The organism is Azohydromonas aeria (genome assembly GCF_009760915.1).
In the GTDB taxonomy this organism is placed as follows: Bacteria; Pseudomonadota; Gammaproteobacteria; order Burkholderiales; family Burkholderiaceae_C; genus Azohydromonas; species Azohydromonas aeria.
This window is the reverse complement of record NZ_VIDQ01000005.1, coordinates 116,218-134,954: the sequence shown is the minus strand read 5'-3', so window position 1 is coordinate 134,954 and position 18,737 is coordinate 116,218. Positions and strand designations below refer to the sequence as shown.

The following is an 18,737-nucleotide window of genomic DNA, read 5'->3' as shown; positions in this document are numbered from 1 at the left end:
AGCACGAGCAGGAGGGCTCTTGAAAACTTACTTGAATCAGCGCGCAACCTGGATGCGCGGTGCGTTTGCGGCTGTCGTGCTGGGCTTGCTGAGCGCTTGCGCCAGCACGCCCGACTTCCCGCCGGCACCTGTCACGGCGGGAACCGACGACTACTCCTACATCATTGGGCCCGGGGACAGCGTCAACATCATCGTCTCGCGCAATCCCGAGCTGTCCATGGTCGTGCCGGTGCGCCCGGACGGCAAGATTTCCACGCCGCTGGTGGACGAGCTGGTGGCGCAGGGCAAGAACCCGCAGCAGCTGGCCCGGGAAGTGGAGCAGGCGCTAGCCAAGTACGTGCGTGATCCGGTGGTGACGGTGATCGTCACCAACTTCATCGGCCCGTACAGCGAGCAGGTGCGTGTCGTGGGGCAGGCGGCCAAGCCGCAGTTCCTGCCCTACAAGCAGAAGATGACGTTGCTGGACGTCATGATCGCGGTCGGCGGCCTGACGGACTTTGCCGCCGGCAACAGTGCCACGATCCTGCGCTCCTCCGAAGGCAACAAGCAGTACTCGGTGCGCCTGAAGGACCTGATCAGCCGCGGCGACATCTCGGCCAACGTCGAGATGCGCCCGGGAGACATCCTCATCATCCCGCAGAGCTATTTCTGAGCGCTGCGGCTGGCTGGCGGCCAGTGAGACGGCGAGGGGTCCGGTTGCGGACCCCTTCAGTGTTGTTTGGAAGGATTTCTGATGGAAGAGCTGCTCCAGCAGCTGTTGGGCTTCTTGCGCGGGATGTGGCGCTTCCGCTGGCATGGGCTGGTGGTGGCATGGGCCGTGATGGTGATCGGTGCCGTCGTGGTCTGGCGCCTGCCCGACCGCTACGAGGCCTCGGCACGCATCTACGTGGACACGCAATCCATCCTGCGACCGCTGATGTCCGGCATGGCAGTGCAGCCCAACGTCGATCAGCAGCTGCAAATGCTCAGCCGCACGCTCATCAGCCGCCCGAACGTGGAAAAGCTGATCCACATGGCCAACCTTGACCTGAAGAACGGTTCCGCCACGGAGCAGGAAAAGTTGATCGAGGATCTGACCGGGAAGCTGGCCATCAAGAGCGTCGGGCGCGACAACTTCTACCAGCTGACCTACATGGACTCGGACCCGGAGAAGGCCCGGCGCGTCATCCAGTCCCTGGTGTCGATCTTCGTCGAGTCGAGCCTGGGTGCCAGCCGCAAGGACACCAACTCGGCCAAGCTGTTCCTCGACGAGCAGATCAAGTCTTACCGCACGAAGCTGGAGGAGGCCGAGGCACGGCTCAAGGAATTCCGGCTGCGCAACCTTGACCTGCAGGTGAGCGAAGGGCGCGACAGCGCGGCACGCATGAACGCGGCCAGTACCCAGCTGGAGCAGGCCAAGCTGGAGCTGCGCGAGGCCGAGATGGCCCGCGACGCGGCCCGCGCGCAGCTGCTGGGCAGCAAGCCCCAGGCCTCCTCGTCCTCATCCTCGGCCGCGCCGGGCGCTGAACTGGTGGCCACGCCCGAGATCGACGCGCGGCTGGAGTCCCAGCGCCGCAATCTCGATGCGCTGCTGCAGCGCTTCACGGATCAGCATCCGGAAGTGCAGAGCACGCGGCGGCTGCTCAAGGAGCTGGAGGAGCAAAAGCGCATCGAAGTCAACGAGAAGCGCCAGTCGGCGACGGCGACGCCGCTGACGGTCATCAGCAGCAATGCCAGCCTGGCGCAGCAGGAGCTCAGCCGGGTGCTGGCCACCGCCGAGGTGCAGGTGGCCTCGCTGCGCGCCCGCGTGGCCGAGTACAGCGCCCGCTACGCCCAGGCCCGCGAGCAAATGAAGACGGCGCCGCAGCTGGAGGCCGAGGCGGTGCAGCTCAACCGGGATTACGAGATCCACAAGAAGAATTACGAGGGCCTGGTGTCCCGGCGCGAGTCGGCCAACATGTCCGGGCAGCTCGAAGACGCCGGCGTGGCCGAGTTCCGCCTGATCGATCCTCCGCGAGTGCCTTCCAAGCCCTCGGCGCCCAACCGGCTGCTGCTGCTGGCGGCGGCGTTCGCCGCAGCGGTGGCCGCGGGCCTGGCCAGTGCACTGGCCTTCAGCCAGCTGCGCCCCGTGTTCTACCGGGGCACCGAGCTGCGCAACAAGCTCGACCTGCCGCTGCTGGGCGTGGTGTCGGTCGTGCTGACGGATGCGGAAGAGCGGCAGGAACGCATCGGGCGCACGCGCTTCCTTGGCGCCAGTGCCAGCCTTCTGGGCGTGTTCCTGATCGGCATGGCCGTACTGACCATCAAGAGCCTGAAGTAACGCCATGACCAGCCTGATCGAACAAGCCGCCGCGCGGCTGGCGCAGTTGCGCAACGCCGGCGCGGTGTCAAGCCCGCCCGCGGGACCCGAGGCCGACGCGCCTGCAGGCTCCCCGGCCGCGACGGCGGCGCCGGGCGCGGCCGTGGCCGTGGCCGCAGCTCGGCCCGCAGCCCCGACGGAGCTGCCCGCCGTGGTCCGGGCCGCGGAACTGCCGCAGCCCGCCCCGGCAGCGGCGCCGCAGCCGGTGACGCCGCGGCCCGTGCCGATGACGTCGCGCCGCGTCGAGCTGGACCTGCAGCGCCTGGCGGCTGCCAACTTCGTCACGCCCGGGGCGCCGCGCTCGCGCATTGCCGACCAGTACCGCGTCATCAAGCGCCCGCTCATCGCCAACGCGCTGGGCAAGGGTGCCGCACCCGTGGCGCACGGCAACCGCATCATGGTCACCAGTGCGCTGCCCGGCGAGGGCAAGACCTTCACCGCGGTGAACCTGGCGCTGAGCATCGCGGCCGAGATGGACACCACGGTGATGCTGGTGGATGCCGACGTCGGGCGGCCCTCGGTGCTGCGCACGCTGGGCCTGGCGCCGGGGCCGGGCCTGCTCGACGTGCTCGAAGGCCGCGCCACGATGCCCGAGGTGCTGCTGCGCACCAACGTGGACAAGCTCGTGCTGCTGCCCAGCGGCACGCTGCACGACCGCACCACCGAGCTGCTGGCCAGCGACGGCATGCACCAGCTGCTGCAGGAAGTGGCCCAGCGCTACGAGGACCGGATCATCATTTTCGACTCGCCGCCGCTGCTGCTGACGACCGAGGCGCGTGCACTGGCCACCCACATGGGCCAGGTGATCATCGTGGTGCAGGCCGGGCACACCAGCCAGTCCGACGTGCAGGCGGCGCTGGCCACCATCGAATCCTGCCCCGTCAAGCTGATGCTGCTCAACAAGGCGCGCATGTCCAAGCTTGACGCTTACACGTCGGGCTACGGCTACGGCTATGGCTACGGCTATGGGGCCGGGCAGGGCCAGCAGCCGGTCTGAGGCCGCCCGGTGTCACGCAAACTCCCGCCGATGAGAATGAAGTCGTTGCCCCTGGAACTGCTGCCCGTACTGGGCTTGCTGGCGGTTGCGGCCGCACCCGCGCAGGCGCAGGCGCAGGCGAGGTCGCAGGTCGGCGTCGAGACGGAAGGCGACGCTGCCAGGACGCAGCCGAGGACCTTCGTGCCGCGGCTTTCCATCTCCGAGACCGCGACCAGCAACGTCAACCTGCGCGCCGCGAAGCAGTCCGACCTGATCACGAGCATCGCCCCGGGGCTGTATGCGAGCAGCCGCGGCGGCCGCGTGCAGGGCTTCGTCGACTACTCGCTCTCCGGGCTGCTTTACGCGCAGGACACGCGGCCCAACCAGCTGCTCAACGCGCTGCGGGCCAACGGCAGCGCCGAAGTCCTGGAGAACACGGGCTTCATCGACGCGTCGGCCAGCATCACGCAGCAGGCGGTCAATCCGTTGGGCGTCCAGTCCGCCGATGCCCAGCTGGGCCGCGACAACCAGACCGAGGTTCGCACCTTGCAGCTTGCGCCGCGCCTGCAAGGACGGCTGGGTGCCGGCGTGGACTGGAGCGCGCGGGCTTCGCACCAGAACACGAGCAGCACGTCGGATCTGGCCTCGAACTCCTCATCCTCGACGGCCCAGCTCGACATCGGCAACGGCAGCCAGCCCACCCGCTTCGGCTGGTCGGCGCAGGCCTCGCGCACGCAGCGCAGTTTCAGCCGGGGCCGCACGACCGACGACGACATCCTGCGCGGCGTGCTGCAGTACCGCCCCGGCCCCGATTTCAGCGCCGGCGTCATCGGCGGCTACGAATCCACCGACATCGCCTCCGTCGACAAGCAGGGGCGGGCCACCTACGGCCTGCAGCTCAACTGGGCTCCCAGCGCGCGCTCGCAGCTCCGCTCCGAGGTGGAGAGGCGTTTCTTCGGCAATGCCTACAACGTCGCCTTCTCCTACCGCTGGCCCCGGGCGGCGCTGAACTTCAGCGACACGCGCGCGATGTCCAACGGCGCGGGCCAGCTCACGCAGATCAACCAGGGCACCAACTTCAGCATCCTCGACCAGCAGCTGGCTTCCACGATCAAGGATGCCGCCGAGCGTGAGAACGCGGTGCTCGAGGAGCTCAAGCGCCGCAACCTCGACCCCAATGCCGTGGTGCTGGTGCCGTTCCTGAGCTCCGGCGTGACGCTGTCGCGGGCGCAACAGCTCTCGCTGGCCTGGCTGGGCGCGCGCGACACGCTGACCCTCACGGTCCAGCAAAGCAGCACCGAGCGCCTGGACGCCGTCACTCCGGACCCCCTGCTCAATGGCGCTGTGCGACAGCGCGGCTATTCATTGACGCTGGCGCACCGGCTCACGCCCTTGTCGAACCTGTCGCTGTCGCTGTCGCAGAGCCGCAACAGGGGGCGCAGCTCGGTTTCCACCGAGCTGCGCACGGCCACGGCGCAGTGGAGCACCGCGCTGGGGCCGCGCAGCAACTTCAGCCTGCTGGGGCGGCGCACCCTCTTCACCAGCAGCACGCAGCCCTACGACGAGTCGGCGCTGATCGGCACCCTCGGGATGACCTTCTGACCACCATGTACGAAGCCTTCTACGGGCTGAGCTGCAAGCCTTTCCAGCTCAATCCCGACCCCGCCTTCTACTTCGCCAGCAAGCAGCACCGCCGCGCCAAGGCGTACCTGGACTATGGCGTGCTGCGCAACGAGGGTTTCATCGTCATCACCGGCGAGATCGGTGCGGGCAAGACCACCGTGCTGCGTGGGCTGCTCGACGGGCTCAACCAGAGCAACGTGGTGGTGGGCCAGCTCGTGACGACGCAGCTCGACGCCGAGGACACGCTGCGCATGGTGGGCGCGGCCTTCGGGCTGCGCGTCAAGGACGTGCCCAAGTCCGAGCTGCTCATCGCGCTGGAGGCGTTCCTGCTGAGCATGGCGCAGGAGGGCAAGCGCTGCCTGCTGATCGTCGACGAGGCGCAGAACCTGACCATGCGCGCCGTCGAGGAGCTGCGCATGCTCTCCAACTACCAGCTGGGCAACCAGTCGCTGCTGCAGAGCTTCCTGCTGGGGCAGCCCGAGTTCCGCCAGATCCTGCAGCGCCCGGAAATGGAGCAGTTCCGCCAGCGCGTGGCGGCCACGTGCCACATCGGCCCGCTGGACCTGGAGGATACGCAGCACTACATCGAGCACCGGTTGCGCTGCGCCGGCGCCGCGCCCGACAAGCCCGAGTTCGAGCCCGGCGTGATCGAGCGGGTGCACCAGGCCAGCGCCGGCATCCCGCGGCGCATCAACTCGCTGTGCGACCGGCTGCTGCTGCTGGGCTACCTGTCGGGCAACACGCGGCTGACGCTGGCCGACATCGAGCAGGTGGTGGGCGAGTTCGCCACCGAGGCGGCGCTGCCCGGCGGCACGCCCGCGACGCTGCCGGCGCAGATGCCGCTGATCGACGGCCAGCCCATGTCGCAGGAGGTGGCCGGGCTGATCGCGCTGCAGCACGGCGACCGGCTGCAGCGCCTGGAGCACAGCCTGCTGCGCCTGGAGCACATCAACCTGCAGACGCTGGCGCTGCTGCAGCGCCTGCTGGGCGCTGTCGAGCCCGGCCGCACCGACAACAAACCCGAGGAAAACAAGGCATGAGCTTGAACGGCCCGGTGCTGTGCGTGGTGGGCGCACGGCCCAATTTCATGAAGATGGCGCCCATCCTGCGCGCCCTGGCCGCGCATCAGCCGGCCATCCCGTCGCTGCTGGTGCACACCGGCCAGCACTACGACGAGCAGATGAGCGACCAGCTCTTCCGCGACCTGAAGCTGCCGCGCCCGGACATCAACCTGGAAGTCGGCTCGGGCAGCCACGCGGTGCAGACCGCCGAAGTCATGCGCCGCTTCGAGCCGCTGCTCGACGAGCACCGGCCCAGCTGCGTGATCGTGGTGGGCGACGTCAACTCGACGCTGGCGTGCACGCTGGTGGCGGTGAAGAAGGGCGTGCCGGTGGTGCACGTGGAAGCCGGGCTGCGCAGCGGCGACCGCGCCATGCCCGAGGAGATCAACCGCGTGCTCACCGACCAGGTGGCCGACCGGCTCTACACCACCGAGCGCAGCGCCGCGGACAACCTCGCGCGCGAGGGCATCGCGCTGGAGCGCGTGTGCTTTGCCGGCAACGTGATGATCGACTCGCTGCTGTCCAGCCGCGAGGCCGCGCGCGCGCCGGCGCAGACGCTGGCCGCGCACGGCATCGACCCGGCGCTGCTGGCGCAGGGCTACGGCGTGGTGACGCTGCACCGGCCCTCCAACGTCGATGACGCGCCCACGCTGCGCGCGCTGCTGACGACGCTGTCCGAGGTGGCGCAGCGGCTGCCGCTGGTCTTCGCGCTGCACCCGCGCACCCGCGGCAACATCGAGCGCTTCGGCCTGGGCGGCCTGCTCGACGCCAGCCGCACCGCGCTGCTGCCGCCGCAGGGCTACCTGGAGATGCTGGGCCTTATGAGCCAGGCCACGCTGCTGCTGACCGACTCCGGCGGTCTGCAGGAGGAGAGCACCGCACTGGGCGTGCCGTGCCTGACGCTGCGCGAGAACACCGAGCGCCCGATCACGGTGGAGCAGGGCACCAACACGCTGGTGGGGCGCGACCACGACGCGATCGTGCAAGGCGTGGCGCAGGTACTCGCCGGCCAGGGCAAGCGTGGGCGCGTGCCCGAGCTCTGGGACGGCCGTGCCGCCGAACGCATTGCCGCCGACCTGTGGCAGTGGCTGGCGGGCCGCATGCCCTGAGCCCTTGAGTCCGTCTCCGCGCGTCCGATAACAACAATCATGCACACGGTCCCCGTCACCAACGCCTTCACGATCGACGTGGAGGACTACTTCCAGGTCTCGGCCTTCGCGCCGCACATCCCGCGCAGCGAGTGGGACGCGCGCGAGTGCCGCGTCGAGCGCAACGTCGAGCGCATCCTGGAGATGCTGCGCCGCCACGGCGTGCAGGCCACCTTCTTCACGCTGGGCTGGGTGGCCGAGCGCTACCCGCAGCTGGTGCGCGACATCGTGGCCGGCGGCCACGAGCTCGCCAGTCACGGCTGGGACCACCAGCGCGCCAGCGACTTCACGCCGGCGCAGTTCTTCGAGGACGTGCGCCGCGCCAAGGCGCTGCTGGAGGACATCGGCGGCGTGCCGGTGGTGGGCTACCGCGCGCCGAGCTTCTCCATCGGGCGGACCAACCCGTGGGCCTTCGCCGAGCTGCAGCGCGCGGGCTACCGCTACAGCTCCAGCGTCTACCCGATCGTGCACGACCACTACGGCATGCCCGAGGCGCCGCGCTTTGCCTTCGACGCCACGGGCAGCGGCTTCATCGAGGCACCGCCGACGACGCTGCGGCTGCTCTCGCGCAACCTGCCTTCGAGCGGCGGCGGCTATTTCCGGCTGCTGCCCTACGGGGTGTCACGCTGGATGTTGAGGCACGTCAACGAGTCCGAGCGCCAGTCTGCGATCTTCTACTTTCATCCCTGGGAGATCGACCCCGACCAGCCGCGCGTGGCCGGCGTGGGGCGCAAGGCGCGGTTCCGGCACTACCTGAACCTGCAGCGCATGGAGTCCCGGCTGGAGCGGCTGCTGGCCGACTTCCGCTGGGGCCGCATGGACCGCATCTTCCTCGGCACGCCTGCCCAACACGCATGATCCAGATCGAGTTGCTCGCCACGGGCGACCAGCGCGCCGTGGCGAACTGGGACGAGTTCGTCCTGTCCTGCCCCGAGGCCACCTTCTTCCACCGCGCCGGCTGGCAGCGCGTGCTGCGCGAGTCCTTCGGGCACCAGACGCACTTCCTGCTGGCGCGTCGCGCCGGCGCCATCGAGGGCGTGCTGCCGCTGGCGCACGTGCGCAGCTGGCTGTTCGGCAGTTCGCTCACGAGCCTGCCCTTCGCGGTCTACGGCGGCGTGGCCGCCACCAGCGCCGACGCCGCGCAGGCCCTGGAGGTGCATGCCGACGAGCTCGGCCGCAAGCTCGGCGTGCAGTACCTGGAGCTGCGCCACATGGCGCGGCGCCATGCCGACTGGCCCGAGCAGGACCTCTACGTCACCTTCCGCAAGGAGCTGCTGGAGGGCGAGGAGGCCAACATGGCGGCCATTCCGCGCAAGCAGCGCGCCATGGTGCGCAAGGGCATCAAGAACGGCCTGACCAGCACGGTGCACCAGGACCTGGACCGCTTCTTCGCCCTGTATGCCGACAATGTGCATCGCCACGGCACGCCGGCGCTGCCGCGGCGCTACTTCCAGGCGCTGCGCGAGGAGTTCGGCGACGCGGTGGAGCTCATGGCCGTGAATGGCCCCGATGGCCAGCCGCTGAGCGCCGTGATGAGCTTCTACTTCCGCGACCAGATCCTGCCGTACTACGCCGGCGACGCGGTGGCCGCGCGCGACCTGGCGGCCAACGACTTCAAGTACTGGGAACTCATGCGCCACGCGCTGGCGCGCGGCTGCAAGGTCTTCGACTACGGGCGCAGCAAGCAGGGCACGGGCTCCTACTCGTTCAAGAAGAACTGGGGCTTCGAGCCCACGCCGCTGCATTACGAGTACCGGCTCTACAAGCGCGACTCGGTGCCGCAGAACAACCCGTCCAACGCCAAGTACAAGCTCTTCATCGAGGCCTGGCGGCGCATGCCCATCGCGCTGGCCAACCGGCTGGGGCCCCTGGTGGTGCGCAGCCTGGGATGACGACATGGCCAACCTGCTGTATCTCGTGCACCGGCTGCCGTACCCGCCCAACAAGGGCGACAAGGTGCGCTCGTTCCACCTCCTGAAGCACCTGTCGGCGCGCCACCGCGTGTTCCTGGGCACCTTCGTGGACGACCCGGAGGACGAGGCCTACGTGGAGCACGTGCGCCCGTACTGCGCCGAGATGCACGTGGCGCGGCTGCAGCCGCGCCTGGCGCGCCTGGCCAGCCTGCGCGCGCTGCCGCAAGGCCAGGCGCTGACGCTGAGCTACTACGCCGACGCGGGCCTGCGGCGCTGGGTGCGCGGGCTCGCCGCGCGCCAGGCGCTGGACACGGCCGTGGTCTTCTCCTCCTCGATGGCGCAGTACGTGGACGAGGTGCCGGGCCTGCCGATGCTGGTGGACTTCGTGGACGTGGATTCGGCCAAGTGGACCCAGTACGCCGACGCCCACCGCTGGCCGATGTCGTGGCTGTACGCGCGCGAGGGCCGTGAGCTGCTCGCCTACGAGCGCGCGGTGGCGGCGCGCGCGCGCCGCTCCTTCTTCGTCACGGAGGCCGAGGCGGCCCTGTTTCGGCAGCTGGCGCCGGAGTGCACGGCAGGCGTGGACGCCATGGGCAACGGCGTGGACGCCGAGTTCTTCGCCCCGGATGCACGGCGCGCCTCGCCCTTCGGCGACGAGCCGCAGCCGCTGGTCTTCACCGGGGCCATGGACTACTGGCCCAACGTCGACGCGGTGTGCTGGTTCGCCAGCGAGGTGCTGCCGCAGTTGCTGGCACGCTGGCCGCGGCTGCGGCTGCACATCGTGGGCCGCAGCCCCACCGCGGCGGTGCAGGCGCTGTCCGGACCGCACGTGAGCGTCACCGGCACCGTGCCCGACGTGCGCCCGTACCTGCAGCATGCCGCTGCGGTGGTGGCGCCGCTGCGACTGGCGCGCGGCGTGCAGAACAAGATCCTGGAGGCCATGGCCATGGCGCGCCCGGTGGTGGCGTCGCTGACCTGCACCCGGGCCATCGACGCCGAGCCCGGCGCCGAATTGCTGCCGGCGCTGGAGGTCGAGGACTACGTGCAGCAGATCGACCTGCTGCTGAGCCAGCCCGAGCGCGCGGCCGCCATCGGGCAGGCCGGACGCGAGCGCGTGCTGCGCAGCTACAGCTGGGATGCTCACCTGGCGGGCATCGACGCCTACCTCGACCGGGCCGCGGCGGCGCATGCCGTGCCGCAGGCGCTGTGCAAGGCATGAGCAGCGTTGCCTTTCCCGTGCCGGCCGCCGGGCGCGGCTGGAAGCCGGCGCTGGCGGCGCTGGCGCTGCTGTGGGCGGCGCTGGCGCTGGCCGGCCACGCGACGCTGGCGTCCATGGTGGAGATCTGGTTGCGTTCCGAGACCTTCGCCCATGCCATGGTCGTGCCGTTCGTGGCGCTGTGGCTGGCCTGGCGCCAGCGGGCGCAGATCGCGGCGCTGACGCCGCGCGCGGCCCCCGCGCTGCTGCCGTTGCTGGCCGCGGCGCTGCTGGCGTGGCTGCTGGGCGTGCTCGCGGTGGCCAACTCGGTGGCGCAGCTGGCGCTGGTGACCGCGCTGGTGCTGGCCGTGCCGCTGGTGCTGGGCCTGCATGTGGCGCGGCGGCTGCTGTTCCCCCTGGGCTTCCTGTTCTTCATGGTGCCGCTGGGCGAGTTCATGATGCCGCAGCTCATGGCCTGGACGGCGGACTTCACGGTGTGGGCGCTGCACCTCACCGGCATCCCGGTCATGCGCGACGGGCTGCAGTTCGTCATTCCTTCGGGCTCCTGGTCGGTGGAGGCGGCCTGCAGCGGGCTGCGCTATCTCATCGCCTCGTTCATGGTCGGCGTGCTGTTCGCCTACTTGAATTACCGCAGCCCGCTGCGGCGCGCGATGTTCGTGGCGGCGTCGCTGGTGGTGCCGATCCTGGCCAACTGGGTGCGGGCCTACATCATCGTGATGCTGGGGCACCTGAGCGGCAATGCCATTGCCACGGGCGCCGACCATCTCGTGTACGGGTGGGTGTTCTTCGGCTTCGTCATCATGGTGCTGTTCGCCGTGGGCATGCGCTGGTCCGAGTCTGCGGCCGTGGCCGGGCCGGCCGGCGCCGGCGAAGCGCCGACGGCCGCGCCTGCGGCACAGCGCACGATCTGGCTTGCCGCGCTGGCCGCCGCGGCGCTGGCGCTGGCGGGGCAGGGCTGGCTGGCGCACCTGCGCGCGACGGCGCAGCAGGGCGGCGCGCCGCAGCTGCAGGCGCTGCTGGCGCCGGCAGCGGGATGGCAACCGGCACCGCAGCCACTGACGGGCTGGCGACATGGCTTCGTGAATGCAGCGGCGCAGTTCGAGGCAGGCTACGTCCGGGGCGCGCAGCAGGCGGGCGTGGTCGTCGCCTACTACGCGCGCCAGGACCAGGACAGCAAGCTGGTGAGCTCGCTGCACCGTCTGGCCAGCGTGTCCAGGGACGGACCGCGCTGGATCGCCGGCGCCACCGAGCGACGTGAAGTGGTGCTTGATGGCCAGACGGTGCCCGTACGCAGTAACGAACTGCGTGCGGTATTCACACCAGGCAGCCCACCGACAGAAGAGATCATTGTCTGGCAGCTCTACTGGGTCAACGGCGAGCTCACGAGCAGCGATCTCCGGGCCAAGGCGCTGGGCGTGTGGAGCCTGCTGCTGGGCCGCGGCGACGATGCGGCGGCCATCCTGGTCTACGCGCCGCGACTGCCGTCCGGTGACGCCCAGGCCACGCTGCGCGACTTCACGCACGATCACTTGGGCAAGCTGCTGCAGCGACTGCAGCAGGTGCGGGAAGCACGACAAAAATCGGCAAACAACGACAACCGAGCGTATTAAGGAGTGAAAATGAGTGTAGTTGCAGTCATCGGACTGGGATACGTAGGCCTGCCCCTGGCGGTCGAATTTGGCAAGCACAGCCGCACGATCGGCTTTGACATCGCCGTGGACAAGGTCGCCGCATGCCAGCGCGGCACCGACCCGTCGCGCGAGCTGCCCGATGAGGACATGGCCGCGGCCAAGCACTGCGTCTACACCAGCGATCCGGCCATGCTGGCGGAAGCCGACATCATCATCGTGGCCGTGCCCACGCCGGTGGACGAGGCACACATCCCCGACTTCCGTCCGCTCATCGGCTCCAGCATCAGCGCCGGGCGCCACATGAAGCGCGGCGCCATCGTCGTGTACGAGTCCACCGTCTATCCCGGCGCCACCGAGGAGGTGTGCATTCCCGTGCTCGAGCGCGAGTCGGGCATGAAGTGGAAGCAGGACTTCTTCGTCGGCTACAGCCCCGAGCGCATCAACCCCGGCGACCGCGAGCACACGCTGACCAAGATCCTGAAGGTGGTCTCCGGCGACACGCCCGAGACGCTGGAGGCCGTGGCCAAGCTCTATGAGCGCATCATCATCCCCGGCGTGCACCGCGCCAGCTCGATCAAGGCCGCCGAGGCCGCCAAGGTCATCGAGAACACGCAGCGCGACCTCAACATCGCGCTGATGAACGAGCTGGCCATCATCTTCAACCGCATCGGCCTGGACACCTCCGAGGTGCTGGAGGCCGCCGGCACGAAGTGGAACTTCCTGAAGTTCAAGCCGGGCCTGGTGGGCGGGCACTGCATCGGCGTGGACCCGTACTACCTCACGCACAAGGCCGACATGCTGGGCTACCACCCGCAGGTGATCCTGGCGGGCCGCCGCATCAACGACGGCATGGCCAAGTTCGTCGCGGAGCAGACGATCAAGAACATGATCGCCGCGGGCAGCTACATCAAGGGCGCGCGCGTCAACGTGCTGGGCCTGACCTTCAAGGAGAACTGCGGCGACCTGCGCAACTCCAAGGTCATCGACATCATCCGCGAGCTCCAGACCTACGGCGTGGAGGTCTCCGTGACCGACCCGCAGGCCGAGGCCGCGGAGGCGATGCACGAGTACGGCGTGCAGCTCCTGCCCTGGAGCGACCTGCCGCGCGCCGATGCCATCGTGGCCGCCGTCTCGCACCGCGAGTTCCTGCAGATGTCGATGGACGACATCGGCCGCAAGCTCGTGCGCGGCGGCGTCTTTATCGACGTCAAGGCCGCGTTCGATCCCCAGGCCATCGAGGGTGCTGGCTACCGGCTGTGGCGCTTGTGACGGCGTCCGCAGGCGCGGCGGCGTCCGCGGCCCAGGCCCCGGCGCGTCCGCTGGTCCTGCACGTGGTCTACCGCTTCGACACGGGCGGGCTGGAGAACGGGCTTGTCAACCTGATCAACGACATGCCCGCGCACGCGTACCGGCATGTCGTGGTCTCGCTCACCGAGGTGACGGATTTCCGGCACCGCGTGCGCCATGCCGACGTGTCCTTCATCGCGCTGCACAAGGGGCCGGGCCACGGCGTCAAACTCTACCCGAAGCTGTACCGGCTGTTCCGGCAGCTGCGCCCGGCCATCGTGCACACCAACAACCTGGCCGCGCTGGAGTGCAGCGTGCCGGCCTGGCTGGCGGGCGTGCCCGTGCGCATCCACAGCGAGCATGGCTGGGACGTGTCGGACCTGGACGGCCGCAACACCCGCTTCCAGCGCGTGCGCCGGCTCTACCGGCGCTTCGTCACGCACTACGTGCCGGTGTCGGGCGGGCTCGACGCCTACCTGCGCGAGCGCGTGGGCGTGCCCCGGCGCCGCGTGAGCCTGATCTACAACGGCGTCGATACCGCGCGCTTCCATCCGGCCGCGCCCGGGCGGCCCGAGCGCATCGAGGGCTGCCCGTTCTCGCCTGACGAGCACTGGCTGGTGGGCACCGTGGGCCGCATGCAGGCGGTCAAGGACCACGCCAACCTGGTGCGCGCGCTGGCCCATGCGCTGCAGGTGCAGCCCGCGCTCAAGGCGCGGCTGCGCCTGGTGATCGTGGGCGACGGCGCGCTGCGCGCGTCCACCGAGGCGCTGCTGCGCGAGCTCGGCCTAGCCGAGCTGGCCTGGCTGCCCGGCGAGCGCAGCGACGTGCCCGCGGTGATGCGCGGGCTGCACTGCTTTGCGCTGCCCTCGCTGGCCGAGGGCATCTCCTACACGCTGCTGGAGGCCATGGCCAGCGGCCTGCCCGTGATCGCCACGGCGGTGGGCGGCAACGTGGAGCTCGTGGACGACGGCCGCACCGGCGTGCTCGTGCCCTCGGCCGACCCGCAGGCCCTGGGCCAGGCGCTGGCGCGCGTGGCTGCCGACCCGGCCGCCGCCGTGCGCATGGGCGCGGCCGGCCGCGCTCGCATCGAGGAGCGCTTCAGCCAGCAAGCCATGGTGCAGGCCTACCAGCGCCTGTACGACCAGCACCTCAACGTGCCAAGCGCCTGACGATATGTGTGGAATCACCGGTCTGTTCGATACCCGCGGCGCGCGCGCCTTCGAGCGCTCGACGCTGCACCGCATGAACGAGTCGCAGTTTCACCGCGGCCCCGACGCCGGCGGGCTGCACCTGGAGCCCGGCGTCGGGCTGGGGCACCGGCGGCTGTCCATCATCGACCTCTCCACCGGGCAGCAGCCCCTCTTCAACGAGGACGGCTCGGTGGTGGTGGTCTTCAACGGCGAGATCTACAACTACCAGGAGCTCGTGCCCGAGCTGCAGGCGCTGGGCCACGTGTTCCACACGCACAGCGACACCGAGGTGATCGTGCACGCCTGGGAGGCCTGGGGCGAGGAGTGCGTGCAGCGCTTTCGCGGCATGTTCGCCTTCGCGCTGTGGGACCGCAACCGCCAGACCTTCTTCATGGCGCGTGACCGCCTGGGCGTCAAGCCGCTGTTCTATGCGCTGCTCGACGACGGAGCGCTGCTGTTCGGCTCCGAGCTGAAGTCGCTGCTGGCGCACGGCGGCCTCAAGCGCGACATCGACCCGCTGGCGGTGGAGGAGTACTTCGCGCTGGGCTACGTGGCCGAGCCGCGCAGCATCTTCCGCCAGGCGCGCAAGCTCGCCCCCGGCCACAGCCTGTGCATCCGCCGCGGCCAGCCGCTGCCCGAGCCGCGGGCTTACTGGGACCTGCGCTTCACGCTGGACAACCCGCTGTCGCTGCAGGACGCCTGCGCCGAGCTCGACGCGCGGCTGCGCGAGTCGGTGCGGCTGCGCATGATCGCCGAGGTGCCGCTGGGCGCGTTCCTCTCCGGCGGCGTGGACTCCAGCGCCGTGGTGGCGCACATGGCGCGGCTGTCCGACGCGCCCGTGAACACCTGCTCGATGGCCTTCGCCGACCCGGCCTTCAACGAGGCGGAGTTCGCGAAGATGGTGGCCGAGCGCTACGGCACGCGCCACTTCGTGGACACGGTCGACAGCGAGGACTTCGACCTCGTCGACACCCTGGCCGCGCTCTACGACGAGCCCTACGCCGACTCCTCGGCCATCCCCACCTACCGCGTGTGCCAGCTCGCGCGGCGGCACGTGAAGGTGGCGCTGTCGGGCGACGGCGGCGACGAGAGCTTCGGCGGCTACCGCCGCTACCGGCTGCACCTGATGGAGGAGCGCATGCGCTCGGCGCTGCCGCAGGGCCTGCGCCGGCCGCTGTTCGGCGCGCTCGGCCACCTGTATCCCAAGGCCGACTGGGCGCCGCGCGTGCTGCGCGCCAAGACCACGCTGCAGGGCATGGCGCGCACGACGGTGGAGGCCTACTTCCACTCGGTGTCGATCCTGCGCGGGCCGATGCGCTCGCAACTCTTCAGCGCCGCGCTGAAGTCGCAGCTCGGCGGCTACGACGCGCGCGACGTGTTCGAGCGCCATGCCGCCCGGGCCGGCACCGACGACGCGCTGGCGCTGATCCAGTACCTCGACATGAAGACCTACCTGGTGGGCGACATCAACACCAAGGTGGACCGCGCCAGCATGGCGCACGCGCTGGAAGTGCGCGAGCCGCTGATGGACCATGAGCTGCTGCAGTGGCTGGCCACGCTGCCCTCGTCGCTCAAGGTGCGCGGCCAGGAAGGAAAGTTTTTGTTGAAGAGGTCCCTCGAACCCAAGCTGCCGCACGACGTGCTCTACCGCCCCAAGATGGGCTTCTCCGTGCCGCTGGCGCGCTGGTTCCGCGGCCCGCTCAAGCAGCGCGTGCGCGACGCGCTGCTGGGCGAGCGCCTGGCCGAGACCGGCTGGTTCGACGCCGCCACGCTGCGCCAGCTCGTGGACGCGCACCAGAGCGGGCGCAGCGACCACAGCGCGCCGCTGTGGACGCTGATGATGTTCGAGGCCTTCCTGCGCAAGGTCGTCGACGGCGACGGTGCCGGCGCGGGCGCGGGCGCCGTCGCGCCGCTGGCTGCGGAGGTGGCCTGACATGAGCCTGCGCATCCTGCACGTCCTCGACCACTCGATCCCGCTGCACAGCGGCTACACCTTCCGCACCCAGTCGATCCTGCGCGAGCAGCGCCGCCTGGGCTGGGAGACGCACCACGTCACCAGCCCCAAGCACCTCGGCGCCAAGGCGCTGGAGGAGACCGTGGACGGGCTCCATTTCCACCGCACCCCCGACGCGCCCGAGGGCACGCGGCGGCTGCCGGGCCTGGGCGAGGCCTCGCTGATGCGGCGCCTGGAGCAGCGGCTGCTGCAGGTGGCGCAGAAGGTGCGCCCGCACGTGCTGCACGCCCATTCGCCGGTGCTCAACGCCATTCCCGCGCTGCGCGTGGGCAAGCGCCTGGGCATCCCGGTGGTGTACGAGGTGCGCGCGTTCTGGGAGGACGCCGCGGTGGACCACGGCACCACCACCGAGGGCAGCCTGCGCTACCGCCTCACGCGGCGGCTGGAGACGCACGCGCTGCGCCGCGCCAGCCACGTCTTCACGATCTGCCAGGGCCTGCGCGGCGACATCGTGGCGCGCGGCATCGCGGCGGAGCGCGTCACCGTGATCCCCAACGCCGTGGACATCGAGGCCTTCGACGTTGGCGGCGTGCCCGACGAGGCGCTCAAGGCGCAGCTGGGGCTGGCCGGCTGCACGGTGCTGGGCTTCATCGGCTCGTTCTACGCCTACGAGGGGCTGGACCTGCTGCTGCAGGCGCTGCCCGCGGTCCTGGCGCAGCGCCCCGAGGTGCGCGTGCTGCTGGTGGGCGGCGGGCCGCAGGACGCCGCGCTCAAGGCGCAGGCCCAGGCGCTGGGGCTGGCCGACAAGGTGGTCTTCACCGGCCGCGTGCCGCACCGCGAGGTGCAGCGCTACTACGACCTGGTGGACGTGCTGGCCTATCCGCGCCACTCGATGCGGCTGACCGAGCTGGTCACGCCGCTCAAGCCGCTGGAGGCGATGGCGCAGGGGCGGGTGCTGGTGGCCTCCGACGTCGGCGGCCACAAGGAGCTCATCCGCCACGGCGAAACGGGGCTGCTGTTCAAGGCCGGCAGCGCCGAGTCGCTGGCGCAGGCGGTGCTGCAGCTGCTGGCGCAGCGCGAGCGCTGGCCGCAGCTGCGCCGCGCCGGGCGCGAGTTCGTGGAGCTCGAACGCAACTGGCGCGCGTCGGTAGCGCACTACCGCAAGGTGTACGAGGCGCTGCGCGCGCACCACGGCCCCGCGGTCAGGGCGGCGGCATGAGCGGAGCGGCCATCGGCAGCGGCGACACGGGCCGCGACGCCGCGCGAGCGGCCACAGGCACGTGCACGGGCTCGGGCCTGGCCGGACTGCGCGTGGCGCTGGTGGGCCCGCTGCCGCCGCCGGCCGGCGGCATGGCCAACCAGACCCGGCAGCTTGCCGAGCTGCTGCGCGGCGCCGGCGCGCAGGTCACGCTGGTGCAGACCAACGCGCCCTACCGGCCGGCCTGGGCCGGCAAGGTGCCGGTTCTGCGCGCCGGCGCGCGGCTGCTGCCGTACCTGGGCGCGCTGTGGCGCGCCGCCGGGCGCAGCGACGTGTGCCACGTCATGGCCAACTCCGGCTGGTCCTGGCACCTCTTTGCAGCGCCGGCGATCTGGGTGGCGCGCGCGCGCGGCGTGCCCGTGGTGGTCAACTACCGGGGCGGCGAGGCCGACGCCTTCCTGCAGCGCTCGGGCGCGGCGGTGCGCTGGTCGATGCGGCGCGTGGCGCGGCTGGCCGTGCCTTCGGGCTTCCTGCAGCAGGTCTTCACGCGCCACGGCATGGCCGCCGAGGTGGTGCCCAACATCGTGGACCTGGCGCGCTTCACGCCGGCCGAGCCGGCCGGGAGCGCGCACCTGGTGGTGGCGCGTAACCTGGAGCCGATCTACGACAACGCCACGGCGCTGCGCGCGCTGGCGCTAGTGCGCCAGCGCCATCCGGGCGCGCACATGACCATCGCCGGCACGGGTCCGGAGCTTCGGCGGCTGCAGGCGCTGGCCGCGCAGTTGGGGCTGGGCGAGGAGGCGGTGTGTTTCGCCGGCCGGCTCGACCGCGACGCCATGGCCGCGCTCTACCGCCGCGCCGACGTGGCCATCAACCCCAGCACCGTGGACAACATGCCCAACTCCGTGCTGGAGGCGCTGGCCTGCGGCGTGCCCGTGGTCAGCACCGACGTAGGCGGCGTGCCCTTTATCGTGCGTCACGGCCAGACGGCGCTGCTGGTGGGCGCGGGTGATGCCCCGGCCATGGCGGCCGCCGTGGTGCAGTTGCTCGACGATGGCGCGCTGCGGTCGCGACTGCGCCAGGCCGGACTCGACGATGTGCAGAGCTATACCTGGGCCCACGTGGCTCCGGTGCTGGCCTCGATCTACCAAGCGGCCCGCAATGCCACCGGACAGCGTCCCGTCTTGAGCTGAATCTGATTC

15 protein-coding genes are annotated in these 18,737 nt (G+C 70.4%); all 15 read left to right on the top strand.

Features of this window, described 5'->3' with window-relative positions:
- Positions 1-52 precede the first annotated feature (52 nt).
- The 15 genes from FJ694_RS05290 (at position 53) to FJ694_RS05220 (ending at position 18,728) form a co-directional block, all read left to right on the top strand.
- On the top strand, positions 53-652 hold the full coding sequence (locus tag FJ694_RS05290) for an XrtA/PEP-CTERM system exopolysaccharide export protein (RefSeq protein ID WP_157264992.1): 600 nt from the start codon (positions 53-55) through the stop codon (positions 650-652).
- Positions 653-733: 81 nt separating this feature from the next.
- Positions 734-2,299, top strand: coding sequence for an XrtA system polysaccharide chain length determinant (locus FJ694_RS05285; protein WP_157264940.1), 1,566 nt, complete (start codon positions 734-736; stop codon positions 2,297-2,299).
- A gap of 4 nt (positions 2,300-2,303) precedes the next feature.
- Positions 2,304-3,335, top strand: coding sequence for an XrtA-associated tyrosine autokinase (locus FJ694_RS05280; protein ID WP_157264938.1), 1,032 nt, complete (start codon positions 2,304-2,306; stop codon positions 3,333-3,335).
- 36 nt (positions 3,336-3,371) lie between these two features.
- Positions 3,372-4,916 carry a TIGR03016 family PEP-CTERM system-associated outer membrane protein gene (locus FJ694_RS05275; protein ID WP_157264936.1) on the top strand — a complete coding sequence of 515 codons (1,545 nt, stop codon included), beginning with the start codon at positions 3,372-3,374 and terminating at the stop codon, positions 4,914-4,916.
- 5 nt (positions 4,917-4,921) lie between these two features.
- A complete protein-coding gene (locus FJ694_RS05270) occupies positions 4,922-5,977 on the top strand; it encodes an XrtA/PEP-CTERM system-associated ATPase (RefSeq protein ID WP_157264934.1) in 1,056 nt (351 codons plus the stop codon).
- Entirely contained in the window at positions 5,974-7,107 is a 1,134-nt protein-coding gene (gene wecB / locus FJ694_RS05265; RefSeq protein ID WP_157264932.1) for a non-hydrolyzing UDP-N-acetylglucosamine 2-epimerase, read from the top strand. The genes FJ694_RS05270 and wecB overlap by 4 nt, the downstream gene beginning before the upstream one ends.
- Before the next feature lie 39 nt (positions 7,108-7,146).
- The gene (locus tag FJ694_RS05260; RefSeq protein ID WP_157264930.1) at positions 7,147-8,004 is read left to right on the top strand and encodes an XrtA system polysaccharide deacetylase; all 858 of its coding nucleotides are present in this window, start codon (positions 7,147-7,149) and stop codon (positions 8,002-8,004) included.
- Positions 8,001-9,038 (top strand): FemAB family XrtA/PEP-CTERM system-associated protein, encoded by a 1,038-nt coding sequence (locus FJ694_RS05255; RefSeq protein ID WP_157264928.1) that lies wholly within the window; start codon positions 8,001-8,003, stop codon positions 9,036-9,038. Before FJ694_RS05260 ends, FJ694_RS05255 begins: the two co-directional genes overlap by 4 nt.
- A gap of 4 nt (positions 9,039-9,042) precedes the next feature.
- Positions 9,043-10,278: a TIGR03087 family PEP-CTERM/XrtA system glycosyltransferase gene (locus tag FJ694_RS05250; RefSeq protein ID WP_157264926.1), complete on the top strand. Its 1,236-nt coding sequence runs from the start codon at positions 9,043-9,045 to the stop codon at positions 10,276-10,278.
- Positions 10,275-11,885: an exosortase A gene (xrtA, locus tag FJ694_RS05245; protein WP_157264924.1), complete on the top strand. Its 1,611-nt coding sequence runs from the start codon at positions 10,275-10,277 to the stop codon at positions 11,883-11,885. Before FJ694_RS05250 ends, xrtA begins: the two co-directional genes overlap by 4 nt.
- A gap of 9 nt (positions 11,886-11,894) precedes the next feature.
- On the top strand, positions 11,895-13,175 hold the full coding sequence (locus FJ694_RS05240; RefSeq protein WP_157264922.1) for a nucleotide sugar dehydrogenase: 1,281 nt from the start codon (positions 11,895-11,897) through the stop codon (positions 13,173-13,175).
- Positions 13,172-14,362: a TIGR03088 family PEP-CTERM/XrtA system glycosyltransferase gene (locus FJ694_RS05235; RefSeq protein WP_198320723.1), complete on the top strand. Its 1,191-nt coding sequence runs from the start codon at positions 13,172-13,174 to the stop codon at positions 14,360-14,362. Before FJ694_RS05240 ends, FJ694_RS05235 begins: the two co-directional genes overlap by 4 nt.
- A 4-nt stretch (positions 14,363-14,366) precedes the next feature.
- Positions 14,367-16,316, top strand: coding sequence for an XrtA/PEP-CTERM system amidotransferase (locus FJ694_RS05230; protein ID WP_157264920.1), 1,950 nt, complete (start codon positions 14,367-14,369; stop codon positions 16,314-16,316).
- 7 nt (positions 16,317-16,323) lie between these two features.
- Positions 16,324-17,556 carry a TIGR04063 family PEP-CTERM/XrtA system glycosyltransferase gene (locus FJ694_RS05225; RefSeq protein WP_157264988.1) on the top strand — a complete coding sequence of 411 codons (1,233 nt, stop codon included), beginning with the start codon at positions 16,324-16,326 and terminating at the stop codon, positions 17,554-17,556.
- A complete protein-coding gene (locus FJ694_RS05220) occupies positions 17,553-18,728 on the top strand; it encodes a glycosyltransferase family 4 protein (RefSeq protein ID WP_157264918.1) in 1,176 nt (391 codons plus the stop codon). Before FJ694_RS05225 ends, FJ694_RS05220 begins: the two co-directional genes overlap by 4 nt.
- Positions 18,729-18,737 lie beyond the last annotated feature (9 nt).

Bases quoted from the DNA above. Each gene is read 5' to 3' on its own strand.
- FJ694_RS05290 (WP_157264992.1), top strand. From the start codon at position 53: ATGCGCGGTGCGTTTGCGGCTGTCGTGCTGGGCTTGCTGAGCGCTTGC.
- FJ694_RS05285 (WP_157264940.1), top strand. From the start codon at position 734: ATGGAAGAGCTGCTCCAGCAGCTGTTGGGCTTCTTGCGCGGGATGTGG.
- FJ694_RS05280 (WP_157264938.1), top strand. From the start codon at position 2,304: ATGACCAGCCTGATCGAACAAGCCGCCGCGCGGCTGGCGCAGTTGCGC.
- FJ694_RS05275 (WP_157264936.1), top strand. From the start codon at position 3,372: ATGAAGTCGTTGCCCCTGGAACTGCTGCCCGTACTGGGCTTGCTGGCG.
- FJ694_RS05270 (WP_157264934.1), top strand. From the start codon at position 4,922: ATGTACGAAGCCTTCTACGGGCTGAGCTGCAAGCCTTTCCAGCTCAAT.
- wecB (WP_157264932.1), top strand. From the start codon at position 5,974: ATGAGCTTGAACGGCCCGGTGCTGTGCGTGGTGGGCGCACGGCCCAAT.
- FJ694_RS05260 (WP_157264930.1), top strand. From the start codon at position 7,147: ATGCACACGGTCCCCGTCACCAACGCCTTCACGATCGACGTGGAGGAC.
- FJ694_RS05255 (WP_157264928.1), top strand. From the start codon at position 8,001: ATGATCCAGATCGAGTTGCTCGCCACGGGCGACCAGCGCGCCGTGGCG.
- FJ694_RS05250 (WP_157264926.1), top strand. From the start codon at position 9,043: ATGGCCAACCTGCTGTATCTCGTGCACCGGCTGCCGTACCCGCCCAAC.
- xrtA (WP_157264924.1), top strand. From the start codon at position 10,275: ATGAGCAGCGTTGCCTTTCCCGTGCCGGCCGCCGGGCGCGGCTGGAAG.
- FJ694_RS05240 (WP_157264922.1), top strand. From the start codon at position 11,895: ATGAGTGTAGTTGCAGTCATCGGACTGGGATACGTAGGCCTGCCCCTG.
- FJ694_RS05230 (WP_157264920.1), top strand. From the start codon at position 14,367: ATGTGTGGAATCACCGGTCTGTTCGATACCCGCGGCGCGCGCGCCTTC.
- FJ694_RS05220 (WP_157264918.1), top strand. From the start codon at position 17,553: ATGAGCGGAGCGGCCATCGGCAGCGGCGACACGGGCCGCGACGCCGCG.